The organism is Achromobacter sp. ACM01, assembly GCF_014851745.1.
Classification (GTDB): Bacteria; Pseudomonadota; Gammaproteobacteria; order Burkholderiales; family Burkholderiaceae_B; genus Achromobacter; species Achromobacter aegrifaciens.
This window is the reverse complement of record NZ_JACVAF010000002.1, coordinates 922,727-949,337: the sequence shown is the minus strand read 5'-3', so window position 1 is coordinate 949,337 and position 26,611 is coordinate 922,727. Positions and strand designations below refer to the sequence as shown.

Genomic DNA, 26,611 nt, shown 5'->3' with positions numbered 1-26,611 from the left:
AGGAAAGGACGGGGGGGAGGATTCAGCCTTGGGCGCGATAGGCCGCCAGGGCGACCATGCCCCAAGACGCCAGGAAGGCGACGCCGCCGAAGGGGGTAACGGCGCCCAGCCAATGCGTGCCCGTCAGGGACAGCACATACAGGCTGCCGCTGAACAGCACGATGCCGACGAACATCACCACGCCGGCCGCGGAAAGCAGGGACGAACCGTAGCGGGCGCCCAGCAGCGCGACGACGAACAGGCCCAGCGCATGGATCAGCTGGTACAGCACGCCGGTCTGCCAGACGGACAGCAGTTCCGGCGTCAGCATGCGCTTGAGGCCGTGGGCGCCAAAGGCCCCCGCGCCCACCGCCACCATGAGATTCAACGCCGCAAGTATCGTCAGCTGCCGGTCCGTCATCGCCAGTCCTTATAAGTGTCTGATCAATCGTGTTACAGCCGCCTATGATATGCCCAAATCCCGCGCCTATCCGGAGGCATGGCATTGTTGGGGACGGATCTTGTGACGGTCTTTCCAAATGGGATATCATGAATTCAATTTGGAATTTCTGGTGCGTACGCAGTCGTGGCGCCCAGACTTGCAGGAGTCAGGCCATGAGCGTAGCCGCCCTCGAAAAAAGTCCCGCCAAGCGTCCGTCCCGCCATGCGGCGGCGCGCGCCAAGCAGTTGTTCCGCAGCCTGGTCGACAGCCCCCTGGTCGACATGGCGCGCGACGTGCGCCGCGGCCTGCCTGCGCAGATGGTCGACGACGCGGCCGACTACTTGCAAGTGCCCAAGTCGGAAATCATGGCCATCACCGAGGTCAAGGCGGCCTCGCTGTCGCGCTGGAGCCGCGAAGGCCTGATGCTGCCGCTGGGCGAATCCGACCGCCTGGCCCGCGTCGCGCGGGTGGCGCGGGTGGCGCGCCAGGTTCTGGGCAGCGACGAAGAAGCCGTCGCCTGGCTGAACACGCCAGTGCCCGCCCTGGGCAACGTCAAGCCGCTGTCGCTGCTGACCTCCGACGCCAGCAGCCGCATTGTCGAGGACACGCTGGCGCGCGCCGCGGCGGGCGTCTACGCATGACGGACGACAGCGTTTCGATCTGGCGTATCGGGACTACCGCAGGCAAATACCGCGCCGACGACCTGAGCGGGGCGGGCGCCGCGGCCGTGGGCGGGCGCTACAACAGCCCGGGCACGGCGGTGGTCTATGCCTCGGCCAGCGTGGCGCTGGCGGCGCTGGAAACGGTGGTGCATTTTGCGGCCCGTGCGTCCGAACAGGCCAACCGCTATCTGATCGAACTGGCGGTGCCGCGCGCCGTACACGAAGCCCGCCAGGCGCTGAGCCTGACGCAGTTGCACGAGGACTACCCGTTCTGGGATGCCGTGCCCTTCGCGGAAGCGTCGCAGGCGGTGGGCGACAACTGGGTGCAGTCCGGCGTGTCGGCGCTGCTTGAACTGCCCAGCGCCATCGTGCCTTACCGGGGCGTGCCGGACTGCAATTTCCTGATCAATCCGGCGCACCCCGACGCCGAGCACATCGTAGTGGTGCGGCGCGAACGCTTCATTTACGATCCGCGCCTGCGCCCCGTCTAGTTCAGTCCGTCAGTACCGCGCGGCCCACGACCTTGCCGGCCCGCAGCGATGCCAGCACGCTGTCGGCCTCGGCCAACGCATGGCGGTGCACGGGCATGGGCGGCACCTTGCCGGCCCGCACCAGCTCCATCAGTTCCTGCAGTTCGGTCAGGTTGCCGACGTAGCTGCCGATGATGGACAGGGCCTTCATGGGAATCAGCGCGATGGGCCACGACGAAGCGCCGCCGAACAGGCCCACGATGATCAGCTTGCCGCCCTTGGTCAGGAAGTCGAAGGCGAGCGAGGTAGTCGCGGGCGCGCCGACCAGGTCGATGGCGGCCTGCGCGGGTTTGCCGCCGGCCGCCTTGATGATCTGCTGCGCGGCGTCCGGCGCGGCGCCGTCGATGGCGGCGAGCGCGCCGGCTTCCAGCGCGGCCTGGCGCTTGGCGGGGTCGATGTCGACGACGATGGCGCCGGCGCCGCCCAGGGCCTTGATCAGCGTCAGGCTCATGAGGCCCAGGCCGCCCGCGCCGAAGATGACAACGGGGTGCGAACGGTAGATGTCCGGGCCAATTTTCTTCAGCGCGGAGTAGGTGGTGAGCCCCGAGCAGGCATAGGGCGCGATCTGCGCGGGATCGAGGTCGCCGATGTCGATCAGGTAGCGCGGGTGCGGCACCAGGATGTGGTCGGCGTAACCGCCGGCGCGGTGCACGCCCAGGCAGGCGGGCGCGGAGCAATGGTTTTCCATGCCGGCCAGGCAAGGCGGGCAGTTGCCGCAGCCGATCCAGGGGTACACCAGGTAGTTGCGGTCGGCCGACAGTCCCTGGGCATCGGGACCGGCGGAGACGACGGCGCCCACGGTTTCATGGCCCATGGTGAGCGGTAGCGAGACGCCACGGTCCTTCAACGACAGCGTGCGGCCCTGGCCCAGGTCGTAGCCGCCTTCCCACAAGTGGATATCGCTGTGGCAAACGCCAGCCGCGCGCACCTTCAGCAGCACCTGCGACCCTTGCGGCGTGGGCGTGGGCTGGTTCATTTCCTGCAAGGGCTCGCGGAAGTTCACGACGCAATAGCACTTCATGGGATGTCTCCTCCTGGGTGGTTTTACGGCCGGCCCGCGAGGCGGGCGCGGCGTGGCAAGGCTATTTCTTCACGGTCGGGCATTCACTGTCCGCCAGGGACACGAAGACCTTTTCGCCCGGCACCGTGGACAGGATGCGGTAGAAGTCGCCGGGGTACTTGGATTCGGCGGGCTTTTTCACTTCGACCAGATACAGATCCATGATGACGCGGCCGTCTTCGGGGCGCACCCGGGCATTCTTGATCAGTTTGGTGGTGATGGGCAACTCGCGCATCTTCTGGTTGACTGTCGCGCCGTCGAAGGTGCCGGCGGCCTGGGCGGCTTGCAGGTAATGGGTGGTGGCGACGTAGCTCAGGGCCTGCACGATGGAAGGCGCGCGCGTCACGCCCATCTTTTTCTGCCAGCGCTGGGTCCAGGCCCGGGTGTCTTCGTCCGCGTCCCAATAAAAACCGGTGGGGAAGGTCAGCCCTTGGGCCACGGGCAGGCCCATCGCCTGCACGTCGTTGATGAAGGTCAGGAAGGTCAGCATGCGCTGCTTGCCCCCGGTCAGCCCGAACTCCTGGGCCTGCTTGATCAGGTTGACCAGGTCGCCGCCGGCGCTGGCCAGGCCCACCACGTCGGCCTTGGACGATTGCGCCTGCACCAGGAACGAAGCGAAATCCAGCGCGCCCAGGGGATGGCGCGTGCTGCCCAGCACCTTGCCGCCGGCCTTGTCCACGAAGCGCGAGGCGTTGGCTTCCAGCGATTTGCCGAAGACATAATCGGTGGTGATGAAGTACCAGGACTTGCCGCCGCTTTCGACCACGCTCTTGACCACGGCATTGGCCAGGGCATAGGTGTCGGGCGCCCATTGCGTGCTGAGATTGCTGCACTGCTTGCCGCTGAAGTCGCCGGCGAAGCCGCCGCTGATGAGGGCGGTTCCGCCTTTTTCGCGCGCCACGCCCTGGGCGGCCAGGCCCGCGGAGCTGGCGCCGCCGTCCACCACGGCCACCAGGCCTTGCGTGTCGAACCAACGGCGGACCAGGGCCGAGGCCACGTCCGCCTTGTTCTGGTTGTCCGCGCCTATGACTTCGACGGTCTTGCCGGCGACCTTGCCGCCGAAGTCCTCGACCGCCATGCGCACGGCCATCTCGGAGCCCAGCCCGCCCAGGTCGGAATAGATGCCGGAGCGGTCGTTGGATACGCCCAGGCGAACCACGTCGGTTTGGGCTTGGGCCACGCAGGCGGCCAGCGAGGCGGCCAGCGCCGCCAACAGGGGTTTGATACGCATCTGCTTGCCTCCCGGCCCGATGAGGGCCGAATTATTGGTGTCTCGTTGGGATGCTGTGTATCTGCTTGCGGGGCGCCAGTTCTCCATCTGGCCGAAAACTATTTCACATTGGTGAAAGAAAATTCTTGTGCAAGAATTTAGGTTCGCACATATGAAAAGTCAACATGGTGGATTTCCCAAGTCGAAGCGCGCTTGCGCCGGCTGGAGGAATGCCGCGCGAGGGGTAGACGCATGGAAGTGAAGCTCGTCGCAAGAACGCTGGAACTGATCGAACTGTTCGCCCAGGAGCGGCGGCCGATGCCGCTGACCGAACTGGCGCAAGGCCTGGGCGCGCCCATGTCCAGCTGCCTGGCGCTGGTGCGTACGCTGGTGGCGCGGGGCTATCTGTACGAGGTCCGGCGGCGCGCCGGTTACTACCCCACGCCCAAGCTGCACGCCTTGTGCGGGCTGATCCAATCGGGCGACCCCTGGATGGAACGGGTGCGTCCGCAGCTTGCCGCGCTGCGCGATGCGGCCAATGAAACGGTGATGCTGGGCAAGATCCAGGACGGCGCGGTGCTGTTCCTGGACATGGCGGAATCCACGCACCCGGTGCACTACGCGACCCGACCCGGGGTGCGGCGGCCTTTGCATACCAGCGCCGTGGCCAAGGCGATTCTTGCGCGGCTGGGGGCGGCCGAGCGCGAGAGCATCCTGGAGGATGTCGGGTACGAACGCTATACGGATCGCACGCTGCTCACGCGCCAGGCGCTGCTGGATGAAATCGAGCGGACGGCGGCCAGGGGCTGGGCCGAGAACGCCGGCGAAAGCGTGGCTGACCTGACCGGGCTGGCGGTGGCGCTGGATCTGGGCGGCGAATGGTACGCGCTGTGCATGGCGGGACCCACGACGCGCGTTGCCGAGAGGCGCGCAGAGAACCTGCGCTTGTTGAGCGAGACGGCGGAAGCGATCCGTCTCGGCCGGGAAGCTTAGGGGCCGCGCAAGCGGCTCAGGAACCGCGGCGCATCAGGGTCGACTTGCCGAACAGGCTTTCAATGAGGTCCACCGCCAGTTCCGCGGTCTTGTTGCGCACGTCGAAGGCCGGGTTCAGTTCCACCACGTCCAGCGAGCGCATGAGGCCGGTATCGGCGATCATTTCCATGCACAGCTGGGCCTCGCGGTAGGTGGGGCCGCCGGGGACGGTGGTGCCCACGCCGGGGGCGATCTCCGGGTCCAGGAAGTCCACGTCGAAGCTCACGTGCAGATGCGTGTCGGCGTCCAGCCCGGCCAAGGCCGCTTCCATGGTGGCGCGCATGCCCATTTCGTCGAGGTAGCGCATGTCGAAGACTTCCAGGCCGGCCTCATGCACCAGGCGTTTTTCGCCCTGGTCCACGCTACGGATGCCGATCTGCCGCACCCAGCCCGGCTCGATGTCGGGAGTCTGGCCGGACAGGCCCGTGATCTGCGCCGGGCCGTAACCGCACAGGCAGGCCACCGGCATGCCGTGGATGTTGCCCGTGGGGGTGAGCGCGTTGGTATTGAAGTCGGCATGGGCGTCCAGCCACAGCACGCGCAGCTTCTTGCCCGCTGCGCGGCAGTGGCGCGCGACCGCGCTGATCGAGCCTATGCCCAGGCAGTGGTCGCCGCCCAGCAGGATGGGCAAGCGGCCCTGGCTCAATTCCTCGTAGACGGCATCGTGCACCGCACGGTTCCATGCCGCGACTTCGTCCAGGTGGCGGTAGCCGTCCGTAGGCGGCAGCCAGGGATTGGCGGGGCCGTAGAGGTTGCCGCGGTCGGTCACCTGGAAGCCCTGGGCCTCGATGACCGGGCCCAGGTCCGCCACGCGCAGGGCTTCTGGCCCCATGGACGCGCCGCGCGCGCCGGCGCCGATGTCGGTGGGCGCGCCGATCAGGGTGATGTGGTGGGGCAGGTTGGCGGTGTTCTGCAAGTCGCGGACTCCGGTAGGGTGCATCAAGTGGCGGATAGTACCGCGCTCAATTGATCGCAGGCCCAGTCGATCTGCTCGCGCGTCACGATCAGGGGCGGCGACAGGCGCAGCGTGTGGCCGTGCGTGTCCTTGACCAGCATCCCGCGTGCCTGCAGGCGTTCGCACCACAGGCGCGCGCCGCCGGCATCGGGCTCCAGCTCCACGGCCAGCATCAGGCCGCGACCGCGCACTTCGCGCACGGGGCCGGGCAGGGTGCGCAGGCGATCCAGGAAGTAGGCGCCCATGGCGGCCGCGTTTTCGATCATGCCTTCCTCGGTCAGCACGCGCAGCGCGGCGCGCGCGATGGCGCAGGCCAACGGGTTGCCGCCGAAGGTGCTGCCGTGCTGGCCGGGCTGGAACACGCCCAGCACGTCGGCGTTGGACAGCACCGCCGACACGGGGTAGAAGCCGCCCGACAGCGCCTTGCCGATCAGGGTGACGTCGGCTTCGATGCCTTCGTGCTCTTCGGCCAGCAGCTTGCCGGTGCGGCCCAGGCCGGTCTGGATCTCGTCCAGGATCAGCGTGATGCCGCGTTCGGTGCAGCGCTGGCGGACCCGAGCGAAATAGCCCGCAGGCGGCAGGACCACGCCGGCTTCGCCCTGTATCGGTTCCACCAAAAATGCCACGGTGTTGGGCGTGATGGCGGCGTCGAAGGCGTCGTAATCGCCGAAGGGAACGATCTTGAACCCCGGCGCGAACGGCCCATAGTGGCCGTAGGCGTCGGGATCGGTAGAGAAGCCCACGATGCCCAGCGTGCGGCCATGGAAGTTGTTGGCGCAGACGATGATCTCGGCCTGGTTTTCCGGCACGCCGCGCACTTCGTAGCCCCATTTGCGCACGGCCTTGATGGCGGTTTCCACGGCTTCCGCGCCGCTGTTCATAGGCAGGATCTTGTGCGCTCCGGTCAGGCGCGCCAGGTCTTCATAGAACGGCGCCATCTGGTCGTGGCGGAAGGCGCGCGAGGTCAGCGTGAGCTTCTGCGCCTGCTCGGCCATCGCGGCCAGGATGGCAGGATGGCAGTGCCCCTGGTTGACGGCGGAATAGGCCGACAGGCAATCCAGGTACTTGCGGCCGTCCACGTCGTAAAGCCAGACGCCGCTGCCGCGCGCGATGACCACATCCAGGGGGTGGTAGTTGTGCGCGCCGAGCTGGTCTTCGACGCGGTCGCGGTGGCTGGCGGCGGACGGTGCGCCGGGCTGATTGTTCAATACCGCGCTCATGAGCGTCTCCCGAGGAGGTATTGCAGCCATCTTAGCGCCGCAATCCGGTCCGCGGCATTGCCATTGCGTGACAAAGGCCATTGCCGGGCGACGCCGCGGGCTGCTGCACAATAGCGGCTGCGCGGGGCGATGCCCTGTTTTCCTACCTGGATGGTTCTCATGTTGTTGCACAAACTGCTACTGAAATTCACCCGCTGCGCGGCCGCGGCCGGGTTGGCGCTGGCCTGCGCCTCCGCCGCCATGGCGCAGGACAAGCCGCTGCGCATCGGCGTGATCCCCAGCGTGGCCAATGCCGCCACCGAGATCGCCATCGCCCAGGCCAGGAAAGAGGGTCTGGAGGTCAAGCTGGTGGAGTTCAACGATTGGGTGCTGCCCAACATCGCGGTCGCCGATGGCTCGGTGGACGCGAACTTCTTCCAGCATGAACCCTTCCTGGAACTCTTCAACCAGCGCCGCGGCGCGGATTTGAAGCCCATTGCCTACGGCTATTCCACCACCATCGGCCTGTTTTCCAAAAAGCTGAAGAAGGGCGACGCCGTGCCTGACGGCGCGACCATCGCGGTGCCGAACGACCCGGTCAACACGGGCCGGGCGCTGTTGCTGCTGGAATCCATCGGCCTGATCAAACTCAAGCCCGGCGTGGCGCACCAGGCCGCGCTGGAAGACGTGGTGTCCAATCCCAGGAAACTGAAGTTCGTGCAGATCGAAGGCTCGCAGTCGGCGCGCACGTTCGACGACGTGACCGCGTCCGTCACGTACACCACCTTCGCCAAGCAGGCCGGCTTGAACGAGAAGGACGGCCTGGCCTTTGACAACACCGATCCGGCCAATGTGCGGCGCTATGCCATCCGCTGGGTGGCCACGCCGGCCGGCGCGCAGGACCCGCGCCTGTTGAAGTTCATCTCGATCTACCAGAACTCGGCCGAAGTGAAGGCCAAGCTGCGCAGCCTTTATGGCGATCTGATCGACTTTCCCTGGTAACGGGGCGCGGGGGCGTGGGCATTGACGATTCTTGGCAGTTCGGCTCAGGGATAGCTCGTATACTGGCCCCAATTTTCCTCCCGCCCGGAGATGAGGCGCCGTCTTGGCTGCGCCGCAGGGCGCGCCCTCTACTCTCGAGCCCCACGCCATGCGTATTCCATCGTCCGACGATGCCGCCCATGCCCAGGTCCTGCCCGTCGATGACGGCCGCATCCTGGCCGCGGCGAGCGCGATTCTGGCGGCGGGGCCGCAGGCCGGCTTTTTCGAAACGCTGGTCAGCCGCGCGGCCGCGGACATGGGCGTGGACTACGCCTGGGTGCGGCTGCAGGACGCCAGCGGCGGGACGGAACTGATCGCCAGCGCCAGTTGCGGCGCTGGCCTGGCGGCTGGTCCCGCGGGCGCGGGTGACGCCTTGCACGCACGGTTGGCGGATCAGACCTCGCATGTCTGCCTGCATGACACGCCGCAAGACAATCCCTGGGTGGCCGAAGCCCGCGTGCGGGCCTGGGTGGCGCGTACGCTTTTCGACGCGAACGGGGTCGCCTGCGGTCACATCGCTTTCCTCTTCAGGCGCGAACTGGCCGATGCGTCAGCCTACGTCAGCGCGCAAGCCATACTCGCCAGTTTCGCGCAGCACGCTGTGCTGGACGCCGCCGCCCGCGAGCGCGAGCTGGCGCGGCTCAACGAAGTCATCGCGCAGTTCGGGGCGCTGTTCCGGTCGGCGCCGGTGCTGATCAACGCCTTCGACCAGGACGGCCGCTGCACCTTGTGGAACGACGCCTGTGCGCGGCGCTTCGGCTGGTCCGAAGCCGAGATCAAGCTGAGCCTGAACCCTTTTGCGCTGTTCTACCCCGATCCGGCCGTACGGGATCGTGCGATGGATAGCGTCGTCGCGCGGCCCGACCGCTCGTTCCGCGAATGGCAGCCGCGCACGCGCGACGGCGAGCAATTGTCGGTGCTCTGGTCCAACGTCAAACTGCCCGACGGCAAGGTTGTGAACCTGGGCATGGACGTCACCGAAAGCCGGCGTGCGGAAGCCGCCCTGGAGCGCATGGCCCGGGTGGATAGCCTGACCGACTGCTGGAATCGCGCCGAAATCCTCAAGCGGATGGAAGAGCGCCTGGCCGACGTCCGCCGTGGCGCGGGCGGTCCGACCACCGCGCTGATGCTGGACCTGGACTACTTCAAGCAGGTCAACGACCGCTATGGACATCTGGGGGGCGACATCGCTTTGCGGCATTTCTGCGATCAACTGCGCGCCTGTCTGCGCGAGGGCGATTCCGTGGGTCGGCTGGGCGGCGAGGAGTTCCTGGTGCTGCTGGCGGACGCCGATGCGGCGGTGGCGCGCGCGATCTGCGAGCGCCTGCGCACCAGCCTGCGGCAGCATCCGGCGGATATCGACGGGGCGGTGGTGACGCTGTCGGTGAGCGGCGGCATTGCGGGCTTTCTGCCCGGCGATGCCACCGCCTCGGACGTGCTGCGCCGTGCGGATTTCGCGCTTTATCAAGCCAAGCGGTCGGGCAGGGATTGCGCGGTGGAGTATCGCAACTGATCGATGTTGCTGCCGCCAGCCTATGGCATTCAGGCAGCCGCCTGGCCGCGCGCCGAGCGCCGGCCATTGAGCCGCCAATGCAGGCCCACCGCCGCGGCAGCCAGGGCGCAGGCCGCGGCCAGGCCCAGCGCTTCGAATCCCGCGTGGGTGTAGATGGTGCCGGCGATCGCGGTACCGACGCTTGCGCCCAGGTAGGTGGTGCAGGTGTTCAGCCCCAGCACCGCGCCGCGCTCTTCGGGCCGGGCGCGCGACAGCAGCAGCACCAGCAGGTTCAGGCTCAGCTGCGAGGCCGCGCCCCATAGCGTGGCGATGGCCAGCACCGCGCTCAACGCATGCGCGGCCGGCAGCAGCCCCAGATACACCAGCGCGATCACGCCCAGCGCCAACGGCAGGGCGCGGCGCGGCCCCAGCCGCTCGATCAGCGGCGCGCCAGCCACCCCCGCCAGCAGGAACCCCGCTCCGTAGGCGAAAGCGATGAAGCCCACCTGTCCTGCAGACAGCGCGAGCAGGCCGCGCACGTGGTCCGCCAGGAAGGCGTAGACGCCATAGAAGGCCGACGAGAACGCCAGGCAGCCCAACAGCAGGGCGGGCACGTCGCGGTAGGACAGCGGCGCCAGCAGGCGCGACAGGCGCAGCGGCGCGGGATTCCCGGCGCGGCGTTCCGGCAGCTTGCGCAGCCCGAGCACGGCAATGGCGGCGCAGAGCGCCAGCGTGGCGTAGGTGGCGCGCCAGCCCACCGCGTCGGAGATGAGCGCGGACAGCGGTACGCCCGCCACCAGCGACACCGACCAGCCCGCGATGACGCGTCCCAGGGTGCGCGCCTCCTGGCCAGGCGGTGCGATCAGCGCGGCAGATCCATAGGCGGCGGGCAGGATGACGCCCGCCGCGGCGCCCGCCAAGGCTTGCGCCAGCGTCAGCACAAGCCAGTGCGGCGCGCAGGCGGACAAGATCAACGCGGCGATCAGGACCGCCATCGCGCCCAGCAGCGAGCGGCGTACGCCGATGCGGTCGATGCGTGCGGCCAGGAAGAAAGCGCTGGCGGCCGTGGCCGCGCCATAGGCGGAAATGGCGGTGCTGATGGTCAGCGGCGAGGTGGAAAAGGAGCGCGCCACGTCGCTCAGGATGGGACTGAGCGCCAGGCCGTTGGAGCCTACGACGCTGACGGCGAACATCAGGGCGGGGACGGAAGAGGCGGGGCGGGCGCTGCGGGTGCTACGGTTCTGCATCGCGAAATTTTATTGGAATAAAATAAGGGTTAACGCTTATATTTCCTTATTCCGTAAAAGTTCGAATGCCGTTCGGCAGAACCTGATTCCAATGCCTGATCTTGATGACCGCGACCGAAAGCTGTTAACGCTGCTGGCCGACGATGCCTCCCCCAGCTACGCCGAATTGGGCAAAATGCTGAACCTCTCCGCCCCGGCCGTGCATGAACGGGTCAAGCGCCTCAAGCGCGATGGTCTGATCAAGGGCATTGCCGCCAAGCTGGACGGCGCGCGCATCGGCCGGCCGCTGCTGGCCTTCGTGCACGTGGACACCAACAACTGGACCATTACGCAGCAGGTGCTGGGGCTGGCCGAGCTGACCGAGGTGGAAGAGATCCACACCATCACCGGCAAGAGCGCCATGCTGCTGAAAGTGCGCGTGCGTGATACGCAGGCGCTGGAGGCGCTGCTGGCCCGCATCCATCAGATCGACGGCATCACCAACACCACCAGCGACATCGCCCTGACCAGCTATCTGGAACGCGGGCCCTTGCCGGACAACGGCTGAGCCGCGCCGTTCAGGCCGCGCGCAGCCGCAGGCGCGTGATCTCGGAGGGTGCGCCCAGGCGCTTGGGCGGTCCCCAGTAGCCCGTGCCGCGGCTGATGTAGATCCACATCTTGCCCAGGCGATGCAGGCCGGCCGTATAGGGCTGCTGGAAGCGCACGAAGAAACCCCATGGGAAGAACTGTCCGCCATGCGTATGGCCGGACAGTTGCAGGGTATAGCCGAGTGGCTCGGCCGCCGCCGCGCTGCGCGGCTGGTGCGCCAGCAGTATCCGGGGCATGGCGTCGGCGGGCGCGCCCGCCAGCGCCGCCTTGGGATTGCTGCGATGCTGCGGATCGAACGAGCCGGCGCTGTAGTCGGTGATGCCCGCCACCACCACGGGCAGGCCGGCGGGGTGGATGACCACGTGCTCGTTCATCAGCACGCGCAGCCCCATGCGGCGGAACTCGGCGATCCAGGGCGTGGCGCCCGAATAGTATTCATGGTTGCCGGTCACCAGATAGACCCCATGGGGCGCGCGCAGCTGGCCCAGCGGGCTGGCCTGTGCGGAAAGCTGCTCGACGCTGCCGTCGACCACGTCGCCGGTGATCGCAATCATGTCCGGCAGCTGTGCATTGACGGCGTCGACGATGGCCTGCACGTAGCGCTTCTTGATGGTCGGGCCAACGTGGATGTCGCTGATCTGCACGATGGTGAAGCCGTCCAGGTCGGGCGCGAGGCCGGCGATGGGCACGTCCACGTCGACCACGCGCGCCCGCTTGCGGGCGTTGTACAGGCCGACCAATGTTCCGGCGAGGGCCAATATGGGCACGGCCCAGGCGCTGACCCGGCGCAGCGTGGTCCAAGGCAGATCGGCGCCGATCAGTAGATTCGCCAGCCACGTCACCAGCAGCAAAGCGTCGCGCAGCACCGTCAGCACGAACAGCGACGAGAACAGACCCATCGCGAACAGCCCGACCCAGGCGATGCGGTCGCCCCAGGGCGGGTGCACGGACGAACGCCCCAGCATCCCCAGCGGGATCAGGATGCAGGACAGCAGCAAGGCAAGAATGGCGGCGGCGGAACCCGCTCCGCCCAATTGGGCGTCGGGGATCAGGCGGGCGCCCACGTAGACGTGAGCCAGGGCGCCCAGGGTCAGGAAGCGCAGGAAGAATGAGGATTGGCGTAGGGACACGGCGGCTCTGGGGCGCGCCAGGCCGGGAGCAGCGGCGCGCGGGGCAAGGGAACCGCCATTCTATGCCGGGTGCGGATACTCCCGCACGAGCAAATCCGGTCCCATCTCCCGTACATGGTTGATGCCCAGCATCGCCATGTTGCGGTCGACCTCGGCGCGCAGCAGGCCGATGGCGTGCGATACGCCGGCCTCGCCGCCGACTGCGGCCGCATAGTTGAAGGGCCGGCCGACGAAGACGAAGCTCGCGCCCAGCGCCAGGGCTTTGAGCACGTCGCTGCCGCGGCGCACGCCGCTGTCCATCATCACGGTCATGTTGCCGGCGGCCTCGGCGACGGCGGGCAGGGCGCGCAGCGGCGAGACCGCGCCGTCCAATTGCCGGCCCCCATGGTTGGACACGATGATGCCGTCGGCGCCGTGCTGGCGCGCCAGCGCCGCGTCCTGCGGATGCAGGATGCCCTTGATGATCAGCGTGCCTGGCCATTGGCGGCGGATGCGCGCCACATGTTCCCAGCTGAGGTGATCGCGCGCGCTGAAGTCGCGCAGCACCGACGACGACACGATCGGCGCGCCGCGCGTGGCAAAGGAGTTCTCGAAATGCGGCATGCCATGGGCCAACAGCGTGCGCATGAACGTGCCGGCCAGCCAGCGCGGCCGCGTCAAGCCATCCCAGGCCAGGCGCAGGCTGGGCTTGAGCGGGGTGGAGAAGCCGGTGCGCACGTTGTTCTCGCGGTTGGCCGACACGGGAATGTCCACCGTCAGCACCAGGGTTTCGTAGCCGGCGCGGCGGGCGCGTTCGACCAGCGCGTCGATGCGCTGCGGATCGCCAGGCAGATAGGCCTGGAACCAGGTGCCGGGCGCCGCGCGGATGACGTCTTCCAGCGGGATCAGCGAGGTGCCGCTGAGGATGGCGGGTATGCCTTGCTCACGCGCGGCGCGGGCCAGCACGATGTCGCCGCGGTAGGCCGACAGCGCGCTGATGCCCATCGGAGCAATGCCGAAGGGCGAGGCATAGCGGCGGCCGAAGAGTTCGGTTTGCTGCGTGCGGCGCGACACGTCCACCAGCACGCGCGGCGAAAACGCGTACTGCGTAAAGGCGTTGCGGTTGCCGCGCAGGGACTGGTTGTCTTCGGCCGCGCCCGCGACATAGCCGAAGATCGGCCGCGGCAGGCGGCGTTTCGCCGCCGCCTCGAAGTCGTCCAGCGACAGCATGCGCGCCAGCGCGCGCGGCAAGGGGCGGTGGGCCGAGGCGGCGCGGGGACTGGCGGAGGACGAGAGCAGGGATGTCATGGCGGGCCGGTAAAAGCCCGTAATCTAGCAACGCCGATTCATCGCATAAAGCGAATAAAACCAGACATCCAATTTCGAATAAATCGAATATTTGCGGAGAAAACTACGCAGGCAGCGCCATCAGTTCGCCCATGCGCACCGGACCCAGCACGGAAGGCGTGTCGGCCCAGCGGATCTGGTTGGGACCGAACAGCACGATGGCGGTGGAGCCCAGCTTGAAGCGGCCCATTTCCGCGCCCTTGGCCAGATGGATCGGGGCGCGCGCCGCGTCGTCGTAGCGGGTGGCTTTCACGCGGCGCTTGTGCGGCGTGACCAGGCCGGCCCACACCGTCTCGATGGACGCGACGATCATGGCGCCCACCAGCACCAGGGCCATCGGTCCGTGCTCGGTGTCGAAGATGCAGACCACGCGTTCGTTGCGCGCGAACAGGCGCGGCACGTTGCGGGCGGTCAGCGGGTTGACCGAGAACAGGCGGCCGGGTACGTGGATCATTTCGCGCAGGGTGCCGGCGACCGGCATGTGCACGCGGTGGTAATCCTTGGGCGACAGATAGACGGTGGCGAATTCGCCGCCCTGGAACGGGGCCGCGCGTTCGGCGTCGCCGCCCAGCAGGTCGGCCAGGCCGTAGCTATGGCCCTTGGCCTGGAAGATGCGGCCATGTTCGATAGCGCCCATCTGGCTGATGGCGCCGTCGGCCGGACACACCACCGAGCCCGGCTCGTCGTCCAGGGGCCGCGCGTCTTCTTTCAATGCCCGCGTGAAGAAGTCGTTGAAGCAGTCATAGGCCAGCGGGTCTTCCTGCAGCGCCTCGCGCATGTCCACGCCATAGCGGCGGACGAAGCGCGAAATCATCCAGTTCTTGACCGCGGGTTCCCGGCAGTCGGATGCGTACCCGAAGAGCCGCGACACCAGGTGGTGAGGGGCAAGATACTGGCTGGCGAGGAATAGTTGGTCTTTGATCGGCATCTAGGAGCGCTGAGAAATTACCCCGCGGCCGGCCGCGGCACGGGCCGGCCCGCAAGGGGCCCGCCTTCAGGCCCGGGACTGGCCGCGTCAAAAAACGTCGTCCCGCGTTGCAGCGGGACGATGTGGTGATGAGCAGAGGGGTGAATTCTACCGCTTTCAGGCGCACTTCAGGCATATGAATGCGCGCATGCGCCGCCGGGCGCAAGGGCGCGACATTGCAGGCACGCCAGCCGCTACAGCTCCAGCACGATGCGCTTGCCCTGGGCGCGGGAGCAGCAAGCCATCATGCGGGTGCCGGCCTCGCGTTCGGCGCGGGTCAGCACCACGTCGCGGTGATCGACCGCGCCGCCCAGCACGCGCACCTCGCAGGAGCCGCAGAGACCTTCCTCGCAATCGCTCTGCACGTCGATGTTGGCGCTGCGCAGCGCGCTCAGCAGCGTCTGGTCGGCAGGCACTTGCACGACGATGCCGGAGTCCTTCAGCTCGGCCTCGAAGGCGTGTTCCTTGGACGGGTCCAGCGTGGCGAGCGTGGAATGGAAGTGCTCCACGCGCAGGCTGTCCTCGGGCCAGGCGGCGCAGGCGGCTTGCAGGGCATCCAGCATGCGCTCGGGGCCGCAGGCGTAGATCTGGACGCCGGCCTCGGGACGGGACAGCAGGGCGGCGAAGTCGTTGCGGCTGCCTTCCTCGCTGACATGCAGATGCAGGCGCGCGCCATGCAGCTGCAGCAGTTCGTCCAGCATGGCCATGCAGGCGCGCGAGCGTCCGCTGTAGTGCAGTTCGTAATCCAGGCCCAGCTCGCGCGCGCGGCGCGCCATGGCGCTGATGGGCGTGATGCCGATGCCGCCGGCGATGAGGATCAGACGTTTGGCGCTTTCGTCCATGCGGAAATGGTTGCGCGGGCCGCGTGCGCGCACGATGCTGCCCGCGCGCAGGTGCTGGTGGATCCAGGCGGAACCGCCGCGGCCTGCCGTTTCCTTGAGCACGGCGATCTCCAATGCATTCGCGGCGGCCGGATCGCCGCAGAGCGAGTACTGGCGCGACAGGCCCGCGTCACCGCATTCGACGTCGATGTGCGAGCCGGGCGTCCAGCGAGGCAGCGGCTTGCCGTCAGGCGATTCGAGCCGGATGCGCGCAATGCCGTCGGCCGCGGCCGTGACCTGCGTCACCACCAGCTTGCGGCTGATCGCGTGGGTCGAGGGCTCGCCGATGCGCACCGGCTGCACCTGATCCAGCAGGGCGGCGTCGCGGCGCTCGGGGTTGTCGGCCGGGTTCCATTCCACCCACAGATGCTCGGGGCCGCGGAACGAGGTGTTCGGCACGTAGGTGAACTGCTGTTCGGCCAGGCGCATATGCGGCAGGCGGCGGGTCAGCTCTTCCAGGAAGATCTGCATCTCCATGCGCGCCAGGTTCTTGCCCATGCACTGGTGCGCGCCATAGCCGAAGGTCAGCTGGTCGCTGGCGTTGTCGCGGCGGATGTCGAAGAAGTCGGCGTCGGCGAAATGGCGTTCGTCGTGGTTGGCCGACGAGGACACGATCAGCAGCTTGGCGCCCGCGGGAATCGCCACGCCGGCGATCTCGGTGTCGCGCGTGGCCAGGCGGCGCCAGGCCGCGACCGAGCCGTTGTGGCGCAGGCATTCCTCGACCGCGTTGGGCAGCAGGCCGGGGTCCTCGCACAGTTCGCGCCAGGCGTCGGGATGCTGCAGCAGCAGCTTGATGGCGTTGGCCGAGGCGTTGGCGGTGGTCTCATGCGCCGCGACGATGCCGGCCATCATCATCGAATGCAGGTACGAGTCGGTGACGACCTCCGGATGGTCCTTCTGCTTGCGGATGCCGTACTGCATCCAGCCCGGGGCATCGGGATCCTGGCGCATCTTGTCGAGGATCTTGCCCGCCAGTTGCCAGAAATTACCTACCGCATGCGCCACCGCCACCTGTTCTTCCGGCTTGGGCCGGCCCCAGGTATTGACGGTGTGGGCGATGGAGTACTGGCGCAGCAGATCCATGTCCTCCTCGGGCACGCCCAGGAAGTGCAGGGCGACGGTCAAGGGCACTTCCCACAGCATCTGGTCGACCAGGTCGGCGCGGCCGTCGTTGATGAAACGGTCCACGTATTCGCGCGTCAGGCGCCGCACCATGGGTTCGTGGTGCTTGAGTTCGTCCGGCGTGAACGGATCCATCAGCACGCGGCGGCGCGGCATGTGGGCCGGTTCGTCCTCGTTGACCAGGGTGCGGTTCATCGCGTAGCCGTAGCTGGCCAGCACTGCGTTGGCCTCGGGGCCGGTCGGCGTGATCTTTTCCAGCGCGATCGAGGGGCTGTAGGTGTGGTTGTCGCGGAACACCGCCTTGATGTCGTCGTAGCGCGTGACCACCCAATAGCCCAGCTTGGGGCTGTAGAACACGGGTTCCTGTTCGCGCGCCCAGCGCACGTACTCGGGCGGGTCCTGCTGGTAGCCGTCGCCGAACGGATCGAATTCCGCGGCGCGCGGGCTGACCGGACAGCCTTGGGCACGCGCCAGCGCGGCATGGTCGATGGGACAGCCGCCGGTATTGGCGGGCGCGGGGGTTGCAGGGGTGGTTGGGTGGCCCATGTCGTCGCTCCGGATTACAATTGCGTAAATCATATACGCATTGCGTAATTATTCAATTGGGGTAATCTCCGGGCTGCATCCGCAGCCGCCTGGCAGCTCCCAACCCGCGTCCATGACCCAGACTCCCGAACCTTCGTCCGTCCCCGCCCAGACTACCGACGCGCCCCGGCCGCGCGAACGGCGCCAGCGCGTGCAGGCCGCTGAAACCGGCATGGCGGTGCTGAAGGGGTTGGGCCGGCTGGGCGGCCGTGCCAGCCTCACGCTGCTGGCCGCGCAGGTGGACGAAAGCCCCGCCAAAGTGCACCGCTACCTGGTCAGCCTGATGGAAGAGGGCCTGGTGGCGCAGGATGCCGCCACTCAACAGTACTACCTGGGACTGGAAGCGATGCTGCTGGGCCTGGCCGCGCTGCGCCAGGCCGATCCCATCCGCCTGGCCGAGCCCAGCCTGGTGCGCCTGCGCGAAGGCCTGGAAGTGACCTGCTTCATCGCGGTCATGGGCAACAAGGGGCCGACCATCGTGCGCTTTGAAGAACCGGGCCTGCCGGTGACGGTCAACGTGCGCATGGGCTCGGTGCTGTCCATGCTGTGGTCCGCCACCGGGCGGGTGTTCCTGGCCTTGCAGGACGATGCGCGGGTGCGGGCACTGGCCGAGGCCGAACTGGCTCGTGCGCCCGCCGACATGCGGGCGTTGCTGGACGCCTCCGACCCCATCGGCCGCCTGCGCCGCCAGGTGCTGGCCGACGGCTGCGCCACGGTGCGCGACACCAATCTGAAGGGCATCAGCGCGGTGTCGGCGCCGCTCCTGGACCACAACGGCCGCCCCTGCGCCGCGCTGACTGCGCTGGGCGCGACGGGCGGATTCGACGCCTCGGCAGACGGCCCGATCGCGCAGGCGGTACGGCGCGAGGCCGAAGCCGCCAGCGTGCTGCTGGGATATCAGGCGCCTGGGGTCGGCGCGGTCTGAATCGCGCCTGCCGGCAAGCCGCGCAGCCACGCAACCGCCGCCTGCACCACGGGCATGCCGGCCGTGTTGCGGTTGACCACGGCGCCGATGGCGCCGAAGTTGGCGTCCAGCCGTAGCGGCAGTACGGTCACGCTGCCTTGCCGCTCGCAGTAGCGCGCAATCGCCTGGGGCAAGGCAGCCAGGCGATCGTCCTGGGCCAGCAGGGCCAGGGTGGCCAGCAGCGAATTGGACTGGATACTGGAAACTGGTGCGTGCGCGCCGGCATGCACGAAAGCCTCGTCCAGACGCTCGCGCATCATGGTGGCTTCCAGCGGCAGCACCCAGGGCCAGCGCGCCAGTTCGGCGGCCGCGAGCGCCTCGCTTGCCGCCAGCGGATGGCCGGGGCGCGCCACCACCAGGATAGGTTCTTCGTGCAGGCGGATCACCTCGCAGTCCGCGGGCAGCAGGCGGCTGCCCAGGCGGCCCAGCACGATGTCCAGCTCGTCGCGCGCCAGCTTGTCCATGAGTTCGCCGAGCGCGCCTTCCACCAGTTTCACTTCCAGCCGCGGCGCCAGGCCCAGCAGATGGGCGATCAGTTGCGGCGCCAGATGGGGCGCGGCCGAGGGCAGGGTGCCCAGGCGCAGCAGGCTGGCGCCGCGTTCTTCGGCGGCCCGCAATTCGGCCGCCACGCGCTGGGCTGCGCCCAGGCTGTGCCGGGCGTGGCGGATCATAACCATTCCGGCATTTGTCGGCAGGGTGCCCCGGGTCCCGCGCTCGAATAGCGCGTAGCCCACCTGTTCCTCCAGCTGCGCCAGCGCCTTGGAGGCGGCGGGCTGGGACATATGCAGGCCTTCGGCCGCGCGCCCCAGGTGACGTTCGTCGTCCAGTGCGACCAGCAGTTCGGCATGACGTCGCTTGAGGTGGGTGCCGGCGCGGTCAGGCATGGGCGATACATATTCAAATGGTTATGAATCGTTCAGTTTATTTCATTTCACGCCGACACCGGGCGCTAGGCATACTTGCCGCTCTACGAAAGACAGGCGTTGCCCAGGCTGGGCCGGGCAGGACGCCGGGATGGAGACGATTCATGAAGAAGTTCTGGATGGGCCTGGCCGCGAGCTGGGCCTGTGGCATTGCGGGTGCGGCGGCGGCTGCGGATACCTACCCGGCTCGGCCGGTGCAGATCGTGGTGCCGTTCTCGCCCGGCGGCGCGGTGGACGTGCTGGCGCGCCAACTGGCGCAGCGCCTGGAGCCGCGCGGCTACACGCTGGTAGTGGAGAACAAGCCGGGCGCGGGCGGCAACATCGCCGCGTCCATGGTGGCGCGCGCCGCGCCCGACGGCTATACGCTGCTGATGGGCACCACCAACACGCACGGCATCAACAGCGCGCTGTATTCCAGCCTGCCGTACGACCCGGTGCGCGATTTCGCGCCGGTCGGCCTGGTGGCGGACAACGTGGTGGTGCTGCTGGCCAATGCCGAGTTTCCAGCGTCGACGCTGGCGGATGCCGTCAAACTGATCAAGGCCAATCCCGGCAAGTACACCTATGGCTCGCCCGGCCTGGGCACGGTGCACCAGCTGGCAATGGAGCAGTTGAAGCACGCCGCCGGCCTGGACGTGGTGCACGCGCCTTATAAGGGCGCCGCGCCAGCGATGGCCGATCTGGTCGCGGGCCACGTGCCGCTGATGATAGGCGGCATCGCGCCGGCCATTCCGTTCCTCGCATCCGGCAAGGTCAAGGTGCTGGGCGTGGCCAATACTGAAAAGTATGCAGCGCTGCCCGATGTGCCGCTGTTCTCGGACGTGGCCGCCGGAGTCGCCGTGCGGTCGTGGATCGGCCTGTTCGCGCCCGCCGGCACGCCGCCCGCAGTGGTGAAGAAACTGAACGCGGACCTGGAGGCGGTACTGACCGACAGCGCATTCGCGCAGGCCTTGCAGCCGCTGGGCATGGTGCCGATCTACATGACGCCCGATGCCTTCGGCGACATGGTCAAGCGCGACATGCCGGCCTGGCGTTCCGCCGTGGAGATGTCGGGAGCGAAGCAATGACGTCCGCTGCGAAGCCCGTCAACTTCCTGCTGTTCATTACCGACCAGCACCGCGCCGACCATTTGGGGTCCTACGGCAACCGCGTGGTCCACACGCCCAACCTGGACCGTCTGGCCGAGTCGGGGTGGCGCGCCGACAACATGCACGTGGCCACGCCCATCTGCATGCCGAACCGCGCCAGTTTGATGACCGGCCGCTATCCGTCCGCGCATGGCGCGCGCCACAACGGCATCGCGCTGTCGCTGCGCAGCCGCACCTTCGTCGAGGCCATGCGCGAAGCCGGCTACGGCACGTCGCTGGTCGGCAAGGTGCACCTGCAGAACATGACGGACATACCTCCATCGTGGCCGGTGCGCGCCGAAGACAGATTGCCGCGCGAGGCGGTCGAGCCCGACCCCGGCCGCTACGACCAGGAGCAGCGCAAGCTGTGGCTCGAACGCCCCGACCACGATCTGAGCTATCCGTACTACGGCTTCGAGCAGGTGGACCTGGTCGACGATCATAGCGACGACGTGCACGGTCACTACCGACATTGGCTGCGGCGCGAGCATCCCGAGGTCGAGGCGCTGATCGGCCCGGCTCACGCCATTCCCGCGCCGGAATACGAGCTGACGCGCATCCGCCAGGCCTGGCGCACGCGCGTGCCGGAAGAACTCTATCCCACTGCCTACATCGCCGACCGCGGCATCGAGGCGTTGCGCGGCTATGCGGCTTCCGGGCAGCCATTCTTCCTGCAATGCTCGTTTCCGGATCCGCACCATCCTTTCACGCCGCCGGGGCGGTTCTGGGACCTGCACAAGCCAGAGGACATGGAGCTGCCCGCGTCGTTCCACGGCCAGGGTACGCCGCCGCCGCACGTGGCCTGGCTGCGCGCGCAGCGCGACGCGGGCACTGCGGTCAAGCACACGCCCGCGATCTTTTCCTGCAACGAGCGCGAGGCGCGCGAAGCGCTGGCGCTGAACTATGGGTCGATCGCCAACATCGACAACCAGATCGGCCGCGTGCTGGCCGAACTCGACGCGCTGGGGCTGGCCGACAATACGGTGGTGATCTTCACCAGCGACCATGGGGATTACCTGGGCGACCATCAGTTGATGCTGAAGGGGCCCATCCATTACCGCGGCCTGACCCGCGTGCCGTTCATCTGGCGCGACCCCGCCGCGGCGCGAACGGCGGGCGCGGCCAGCGACGCCTTGCTCAGCACCATCGACGTCGCGCCCACGGTGCTGGCGCGCGCTGGCGTGCAGCCCTATAACGGCATCCAGGGGCGCGACATGGCAGGCCTCATCGGAGGAACCGAGGCTGCCGTGCGCGACGCGCTGATGATCGAGGAAGAAGGGCAGCGCGTGATACTGGGCTTCAACAGCCGCATTCGCTGCCGGACGCTGCTGGCCGACGGATTTCGCGTCACGGTCTACGACGGCGCGCGCTGGGGCGAGCTCTATGACCTGAATCAGGACCCGCACGAGCTGCGCAACCTGTGGGAAGACCCCGCGCATGCCGCCGACCGCGCGCGGCTGCTGGAACGGCTGGCCTACGGCATGCTGGAACACATCGACACCAGCCCCTATCCCAGCGCGCTGGCGTGAGGTGGCGCGGGCAGGCCGCCCGCGCCCGGCTTCAAACGGCCTTGGCGGCCAGCTTGGTCTTGTAGAGCCAGTCCTTGTAGTCGTCCAGGTCGCCGTCAAACGGGCTGACTTCGCCGTCGGCCACGATGATGAATTCATCGGTGGTGGCGCGCAGCAGATGGCGGTCGTGCGACACCAGCATCAGCGTGCCTTCGAACTGCGCCAGCGCGGTGGTCAGCGCTTCGCGGGTTTCCAGGTCCAGGTGGTTGGTGGGCTCGTCCAGCAGCAGCAGATTGGGACGCTGCCACACGATCAGGGCCAGCGCCAGCCGCGCCTTTTCGCCGCCGGAGAACGGCGCGATGGAGCTGGTGGCCATGTTGCCGTTGAAGTTGAAGCTGCCCAGGAAGTTGCGCAGCTCCTGCTCGCGCACGGTCGGCGCGATCTTCGTCATGTGCCATAGCGGCGATTCGTCATGGCGCAGCATCTCCACCTGGTGCTGGGCGAAGTAGCCGATGGACAGCCCCTTGTTGAACTGCGCTTCGCCGGCCAGCGTTGCAAGTTCGCCCGCGATGGTCTTGATGAAGGTGGACTTGCCCGCGCCGTTGATGCCCAACAGGCCGATGCGCTGTCCCGCCTGCAGCGAAAAATTGATGCCCGACACAATGATCTTGTCGGACTCGACTTCCGTTTCCTCGTCCGCGACGCGATACCCGGCGCTGACCGCGTCCATGGTCAGGAGCGGGTTGGGCGCGCGCAAGGGCTCGCGGAATTCGAACGAGAACTCGGCGGCCGCGCGCAGCGGCGCCACTTCCTCCATGCGGGCCAGCGCCTTGATACGGCTCTGCGCCTGGCGCGCCTTGCTGGCCTGGGCCTTGAAGCGGTCGATGAAGGATTGCAGGTGCGAGCGTTGGCGCATCTGCTTTTCCAGCATGCCTTGCGCCAGCTCCAGCTGCGCGGCGCGCTGGCGCTCGAAGGACGAATAGTTGCCCGAATAGCGCTTGAGCTTGCGCTCGTCGATATGGACGATGACGTTGACCACGCCGTCCAGGAAGTCGCGGTCATGCGAGATGACGATGAGCGTGCCCGGATAGCGCTTGAGCCAGTCTTCCAGCCAGATGATGGCGTCCAGATCCAGGTGGTTGGTGGGCTCGTCCAGCAGCAGCAGGTCGGACGGGCACATCAGCGCCTGCGCCAGGTTCAGGCGCATGCGCCAGCCGCCGGAAAAGCTCGTCAACGGCAGGTGCATCTGCGCCTGCGTGAAGCCCAGGCCAGTCAGCAGCTGTTCGGCGCGCGAATGCACGGTGTACGCGTCGGCGTCGGCCAGCGCGGCGTAGATGTCGGCCATGCGCAGGCCGTTCTCCGTGCTTTCCGGTTCGGCTTCCAGCTGCGCCAGTTCCGCCTCCAGCTTGCGCAGCGTCACGTCGCCGTCGATGGCGTATTCGATGGCCGGGCGGTCGAGCGCGGGCGTTTCCTGCGCCACATAGGCCATGCGCCAGCTGGCCGGATAGTCCAGGTCGCCCTGGTCCGCGTGCAGCGTGCCGCGCAAGAGACCGAACAGGCTGGACTTGCCGGCGCCGTTGGCGCCGATCAGGCCGATCTTGTCGCCGGGGTTGAGCAGCAGGTCGACCTTGTCGAGCAAGGGCTTGACGCCGCGCATGAGGGAAACTTGTTGGAAGCGGATCATGGATGGTGCAACAGGGGACGCGGCAGGATTCCCGCCGGCCAGGCGCAATGAAAAATAATCGGGGAAGTAGGGCGCTCAGGCGGCGCGGCGGGCGGACGGAACGGGCGTTCGTTCCGCGTCAAAGGCCGGTATTGTACCGGGCTTGGCGCGCGATGCCGTCAGTCAGCGTGAGGCGTACCGGCTGTCGAGCACCCGGCGCAGGCGAACCGCGTCGCCGAAGCGCGAGCCGTTGATGCCCTGCGCGTTGAGCAGCACCATGGCCAGGTTGCGCTTGCCGACCTTGACCGCCATCACCAGGCAATCGCCGGCTTCGCGGGTGGTGCCGGTCTTGGACACGAGGATGTCCCATTGCGGGCGGCCCACCAGGATGTTGGTGTTGCGGAAGGTCTGGCCGGCGGCCTGGTAGCTGGTCTCGCCGGTGTATTGCCGCAAAAGCGGCTGCGCGGAAATCGCCTGCAGCAACTTGACCAGATCCTTGGCCGAAGACTGGTTTTCGTTGGACAGGCCGCTGGGTTCGGCGAAGCTGGAGTCGGTCATGCCCTGCGCGCGGGCTTCGGCGTTCATTGCCGCGACGAAGGCGGCGGTGCCGCCGGTATAGGTGCGGCCCAGGGCCTGCGCGGCGCTGTTCTCGGACGGGACCAGCGCCAGGCGCAGCAGATCGGCGCGGCTCAGCTTGGTGCCGGCGGTCAGGCGCGAAGGCAGCTCGCTGGTGGAGCGGGTGTCGCTGGCGTCGATGGTGATGAGTTCGTCCATGGGCAGGCCGGCCTTGACCAGCGTCAGCGCCGCCATGAGCTTGGTGATGGAGGCGATGGGCCGCACGGCGTCCTCGTTGCGCGCGAACAGGACTTCGGAGGTGTCCATGTCCTGCACCAGGATCGTGCTGGATTTGAGCTTGCCGATTTCCTTGGCCGGGTCGCGCGTGACCAGCGAGGCGTTGACGGCCGCGTCCGGGTCCAGCGGGTCGGGCTGCGCGCCCCAGCGCTGCACTGCTATGCGCTTGCCATAGCCATGCAGGCACATCGGCAGGGAAGGCTGGGAATTGCAGGGATGGAAATTGGCGGCCTGGGCCCGCGCCGGCGCCGGCAAGCCCGCCGCCGTGGCGGCCCACAACGCCGCCACGCAGAATGAGATCGACATTTGCCGCAAGATCAACGTCACGACCGCTCCCCGATACGCCGATCACGCGCCTGGCCCGGCGTTACCGACAATATGCATTTGAAAGCCGATATTACTGCTGTCGCCGCTGTTGTCACCAGGCTTGTGCGATGGCCTCGGCCAGCGCCAGCACGCGTTCCGCTTCGCGCGCATGCAGGTTTTCCACCAGCGCGCCGTCGACCACGGCCACGCCCAGGCCGGCGGCCTGCGCGGCGCGCCAGGCGTCCAGGCGCTTGCGCGCGGCGGCAAGTTCTTCCGCCGAGGGCGCGAAGGCGGCGTTGGCTGCCGCTATCTGCCTGGGATGGATGAGCGTCTTGCCATCGAAGCCCTGGTCGCGTCCCTGTTTGCAGGCGGCCTCCAGGCCCGTGTCGTCGTGCAGGTCCAGATGCACGCCGTCCAGCGCCGCCAGGCCGTGGGCCCGCGCCGCCATCACCGCCATCGAGCGCGCCAGCAAGGTTTCTTCGCGTGACGGCGTGTGGCGCGCGTGCAGATCCTTTACCAGGTCCGAGGTGCCCACGACGATGGCCGCCAGCCGCGCGTGGCCGGAAGCGATGGCGTCCAGACGCAGAAATCCCAAAGGCGTTTCGGCCATGGCCCACAAGGGCAGGCTGGCTGGCGCGCCCGCCGCGTCCAGCGCCCGCGCGAGCGCGTCGAGCTCGGCGGGGGACTGCACCTTGGGCAGCAGCACGGCGTCCGCGCCCGCCTGGGCGATGGCCCTGACGTCGTCCAGGCCCCAGGCCGTGTCCAGCGCATTGATACGTACCACGCATTCGCGGTGCCCATAGCCGCCGGCGCGCAAGGCCGCGGCGACTTGCTCGCGGGCTTGTGCCTTGGCGTCCGGCGCGACGGCATCCTCCAGGTCGAGGATCAGGACGTCGGCGTCCAGGCTGCGCGCCTTGTCCAGTGCGCGCGGGTTGGCGCCAGGCATATAGAGTACGGAACGGCGAGGGCGGATAGGTAGCGTCATGAGGCGGTTTTCAGTTCTTGGTATTGCCGACGATCTGCACAGGCGTGGTGCACACATAGCCCACGCCGTACACCGTGCGTATGCCCATGTCGCCGCCGGCCTGCGCGCGCAGCTTGCGGCGCAGGCGGTGCATGTGGGCGTCCAGCCTGTGCGTGTCGTAGGCCTCCACGCTGGCGCCCAGCGCCTCGATCAGGCGTGCGCGCGACAGGGGTAGCGGCGCGGCCTGGATCAGCGCGCCGATCAGCCGGCTTTCGGTATCGGTGATGTCCACGCAGACCTGCTTGGGCGATACCAGCATGCGCCGCGACGGATCGAAACGCCAGGCATCCGATTCCGCGGCGTCGGCTTCGCCCGCCGGCACCACCCGCAGTCGGCGCGACAGCGACACCAGCGTGGCGCCAAGCTCGGCCAGATTGACGGGCTTGGTCAGGTAGTGGTCCGCGCCCAGGCTCAGGCCCGAGACCTTGTCTTCGCTCAAGAGGCGGCCGGTGAGCATGATGATGCCCATCGATGGGAAGGAGGTCCGCAGGTGCGAGACGCGTGTCAGCGCATCGCCGTCGGGCAGCATGGCGTCCAGCACCAGGATGCCGGGCGTCACGGTGAGCAGCAGTTGGTCCAGCTCCGCGAGGGAACCGGCGGTGAGGATGCTGCGGCCCAGGCCCAGATCCTCGATGTATTCAGCGATGGTGTCGCGCCAGTCTCCGTGGTCGTCGACGATGATGATGGTCACGGCGAATCCGGCGTCAGCGGTTGCGCGCAGGGACCTTCGAATGCAAACACGCTATCCGCTCCTTGTATGTGGGTCTTCTTGTATAGGGGGAGTCCGCGAGCGCGA

General features: G+C 67.8%; 24 protein-coding genes. 9 read left to right on the top strand and 15 right to left on the bottom strand.

Annotated features, from left to right (window positions below):
* Positions 1-22: 22 nt before the first annotated feature.
* On the bottom strand, positions 23-400 hold the full coding sequence (locus IB268_RS12735) for a DUF423 domain-containing protein (protein ID WP_192354343.1): 378 nt from the start codon (positions 398-400) through the stop codon (positions 23-25).
* Positions 401-594: 194 nt separating this feature from the next.
* Between IB268_RS12735 and IB268_RS12730 the strand changes: the two genes are divergently transcribed.
* Entirely contained in the window at positions 595-1,062 is a 468-nt protein-coding gene (locus IB268_RS12730) for an antitoxin Xre/MbcA/ParS toxin-binding domain-containing protein (protein ID WP_054454182.1), read from the top strand.
* Positions 1,059-1,574: an RES family NAD+ phosphorylase gene (locus IB268_RS12725; protein WP_054454184.1), complete on the top strand. Its 516-nt coding sequence runs from the start codon at positions 1,059-1,061 to the stop codon at positions 1,572-1,574. Before IB268_RS12730 ends, IB268_RS12725 begins: the two co-directional genes overlap by 4 nt.
* A gap of 1 nt (position 1,575) precedes the next feature.
* Here IB268_RS12725 and IB268_RS12720 read toward each other — a convergent pair whose 3' ends face one another.
* The gene (locus tag IB268_RS12720) at positions 1,576-2,634 is read right to left on the bottom strand and encodes an alcohol dehydrogenase (RefSeq protein ID WP_054454185.1); all 1,059 of its coding nucleotides are present in this window, start codon (positions 2,632-2,634) and stop codon (positions 1,576-1,578) included.
* 61 nt (positions 2,635-2,695) lie between these two features.
* On the bottom strand, positions 2,696-3,904 hold the full coding sequence (locus IB268_RS12715; RefSeq protein ID WP_192354342.1) for an ABC transporter substrate-binding protein: 1,209 nt from the start codon (positions 3,902-3,904) through the stop codon (positions 2,696-2,698).
* A gap of 231 nt (positions 3,905-4,135) precedes the next feature.
* Between IB268_RS12715 and IB268_RS12710 the strand changes: the two genes are divergently transcribed.
* Entirely contained in the window at positions 4,136-4,876 is a 741-nt protein-coding gene (locus IB268_RS12710) for an IclR family transcriptional regulator (RefSeq protein WP_192354341.1), read from the top strand.
* A 16-nt stretch (positions 4,877-4,892) separates the two neighbouring features.
* Here the strand turns inward: IB268_RS12710 and rocF are convergent, their stop codons facing one another.
* The gene (rocF, locus tag IB268_RS12705; RefSeq protein ID WP_054454192.1) at positions 4,893-5,855 is read right to left on the bottom strand and encodes an arginase; all 963 of its coding nucleotides are present in this window, start codon (positions 5,853-5,855) and stop codon (positions 4,893-4,895) included.
* Entirely contained in the window at positions 5,855-7,090 is a 1,236-nt protein-coding gene (gene rocD, locus IB268_RS12700) for an ornithine--oxo-acid transaminase (protein WP_119451564.1), read from the bottom strand. The genes rocF and rocD overlap by 1 nt, the downstream gene beginning before the upstream one ends.
* Before the next feature lie 159 nt (positions 7,091-7,249).
* On the opposite strand from rocD, the gene IB268_RS12695 reads away from it, so the two are divergent.
* Positions 7,250-8,071 carry a MetQ/NlpA family ABC transporter substrate-binding protein gene (locus IB268_RS12695; protein WP_119451563.1) on the top strand — a complete coding sequence of 274 codons (822 nt, stop codon included), beginning with the start codon at positions 7,250-7,252 and terminating at the stop codon, positions 8,069-8,071.
* Between the two features lie 148 nt (positions 8,072-8,219).
* Positions 8,220-9,623, top strand: coding sequence for a sensor domain-containing diguanylate cyclase (locus IB268_RS31050; protein WP_225591367.1), 1,404 nt, complete (start codon positions 8,220-8,222; stop codon positions 9,621-9,623).
* A 29-nt stretch (positions 9,624-9,652) separates the two neighbouring features.
* Here the strand turns inward: IB268_RS31050 and IB268_RS12685 are convergent, their stop codons facing one another.
* Positions 9,653-10,849: an MFS transporter gene (locus IB268_RS12685; RefSeq protein ID WP_192354340.1), complete on the bottom strand. Its 1,197-nt coding sequence runs from the start codon at positions 10,847-10,849 to the stop codon at positions 9,653-9,655.
* Positions 10,850-10,940: 91 nt separating this feature from the next.
* Between IB268_RS12685 and IB268_RS12680 the strand changes: the two genes are divergently transcribed.
* Entirely contained in the window at positions 10,941-11,396 is a 456-nt protein-coding gene (locus IB268_RS12680; RefSeq protein ID WP_054454198.1) for an Lrp/AsnC family transcriptional regulator, read from the top strand.
* Between the two features lie 10 nt (positions 11,397-11,406).
* On the opposite strand, the gene IB268_RS12675 is transcribed toward IB268_RS12680, so the two are convergent.
* From IB268_RS12675 to IB268_RS12660, 4 genes are all read right to left on the bottom strand, one after another.
* Complete coding sequence (locus IB268_RS12675; RefSeq protein ID WP_192354339.1) at positions 11,407-12,567, bottom strand: metallophosphoesterase; 1,161 nt, start codon at positions 12,565-12,567, stop codon at positions 11,407-11,409.
* Between the two features lie 60 nt (positions 12,568-12,627).
* Positions 12,628-13,854, bottom strand: coding sequence for an alpha-hydroxy acid oxidase (locus IB268_RS12670; protein ID WP_192354338.1), 1,227 nt, complete (start codon positions 13,852-13,854; stop codon positions 12,628-12,630).
* 103 nt (positions 13,855-13,957) lie between these two features.
* Positions 13,958-14,821: an archaetidylserine decarboxylase gene (gene asd / locus IB268_RS12665; RefSeq protein WP_175160481.1), complete on the bottom strand. Its 864-nt coding sequence runs from the start codon at positions 14,819-14,821 to the stop codon at positions 13,958-13,960.
* Positions 14,822-15,054: 233 nt separating this feature from the next.
* Complete coding sequence (locus IB268_RS12660) at positions 15,055-17,409, bottom strand: cytochrome P450/oxidoreductase (protein WP_192354337.1); 2,355 nt, start codon at positions 17,407-17,409, stop codon at positions 15,055-15,057.
* Positions 17,410-17,521: 112 nt separating this feature from the next.
* Here IB268_RS12660 and IB268_RS12655 point away from each other — a divergent pair, with 112 nt between their 5' ends.
* Positions 17,522-18,373 (top strand): IclR family transcriptional regulator, encoded by an 852-nt coding sequence (locus IB268_RS12655; RefSeq protein ID WP_192354336.1) that lies wholly within the window; start codon positions 17,522-17,524, stop codon positions 18,371-18,373.
* On the opposite strand, the gene IB268_RS12650 is transcribed toward IB268_RS12655, so the two are convergent.
* Positions 18,346-19,296, bottom strand: a complete 951-nt coding sequence (locus tag IB268_RS12650) for a LysR substrate-binding domain-containing protein (RefSeq protein WP_192354335.1) — start codon at positions 19,294-19,296, stop codon at positions 18,346-18,348. The two genes, IB268_RS12655 and IB268_RS12650, sit on opposite strands and share 28 nt — an antisense overlap.
* Positions 19,297-19,439: 143 nt before the next feature.
* Here IB268_RS12650 and IB268_RS12645 point away from each other — a divergent pair, with 143 nt between their 5' ends.
* Positions 19,440-20,402, top strand: coding sequence for a tripartite tricarboxylate transporter substrate binding protein (locus tag IB268_RS12645; RefSeq protein WP_192354334.1), 963 nt, complete (start codon positions 19,440-19,442; stop codon positions 20,400-20,402).
* Complete coding sequence (locus IB268_RS12640) at positions 20,399-21,991, top strand: sulfatase (RefSeq protein WP_054454214.1); 1,593 nt, start codon at positions 20,399-20,401, stop codon at positions 21,989-21,991. The genes IB268_RS12645 and IB268_RS12640 overlap by 4 nt, the downstream gene beginning before the upstream one ends.
* 31 nt (positions 21,992-22,022) lie before the next feature.
* Here IB268_RS12640 and IB268_RS12635 read toward each other — a convergent pair whose 3' ends face one another.
* From IB268_RS12635 to IB268_RS12620, 4 genes are all read right to left on the bottom strand, one after another.
* Complete coding sequence (locus IB268_RS12635) at positions 22,023-23,654, bottom strand: ATP-binding cassette domain-containing protein (RefSeq protein ID WP_054454216.1); 1,632 nt, start codon at positions 23,652-23,654, stop codon at positions 22,023-22,025.
* 162 nt (positions 23,655-23,816) lie between these two features.
* The gene (locus tag IB268_RS12630; RefSeq protein ID WP_370540015.1) at positions 23,817-24,812 is read right to left on the bottom strand and encodes a serine hydrolase; all 996 of its coding nucleotides are present in this window, start codon (positions 24,810-24,812) and stop codon (positions 23,817-23,819) included.
* Between the two features lie 91 nt (positions 24,813-24,903).
* Entirely contained in the window at positions 24,904-25,776 is an 873-nt protein-coding gene (locus IB268_RS12625) for a CoA ester lyase (protein WP_192354333.1), read from the bottom strand.
* 10 nt (positions 25,777-25,786) lie between these two features.
* On the bottom strand, positions 25,787-26,506 hold the full coding sequence (locus IB268_RS12620) for a response regulator transcription factor (RefSeq protein ID WP_054454219.1): 720 nt from the start codon (positions 26,504-26,506) through the stop codon (positions 25,787-25,789).
* Positions 26,507-26,611 lie beyond the last annotated feature (105 nt).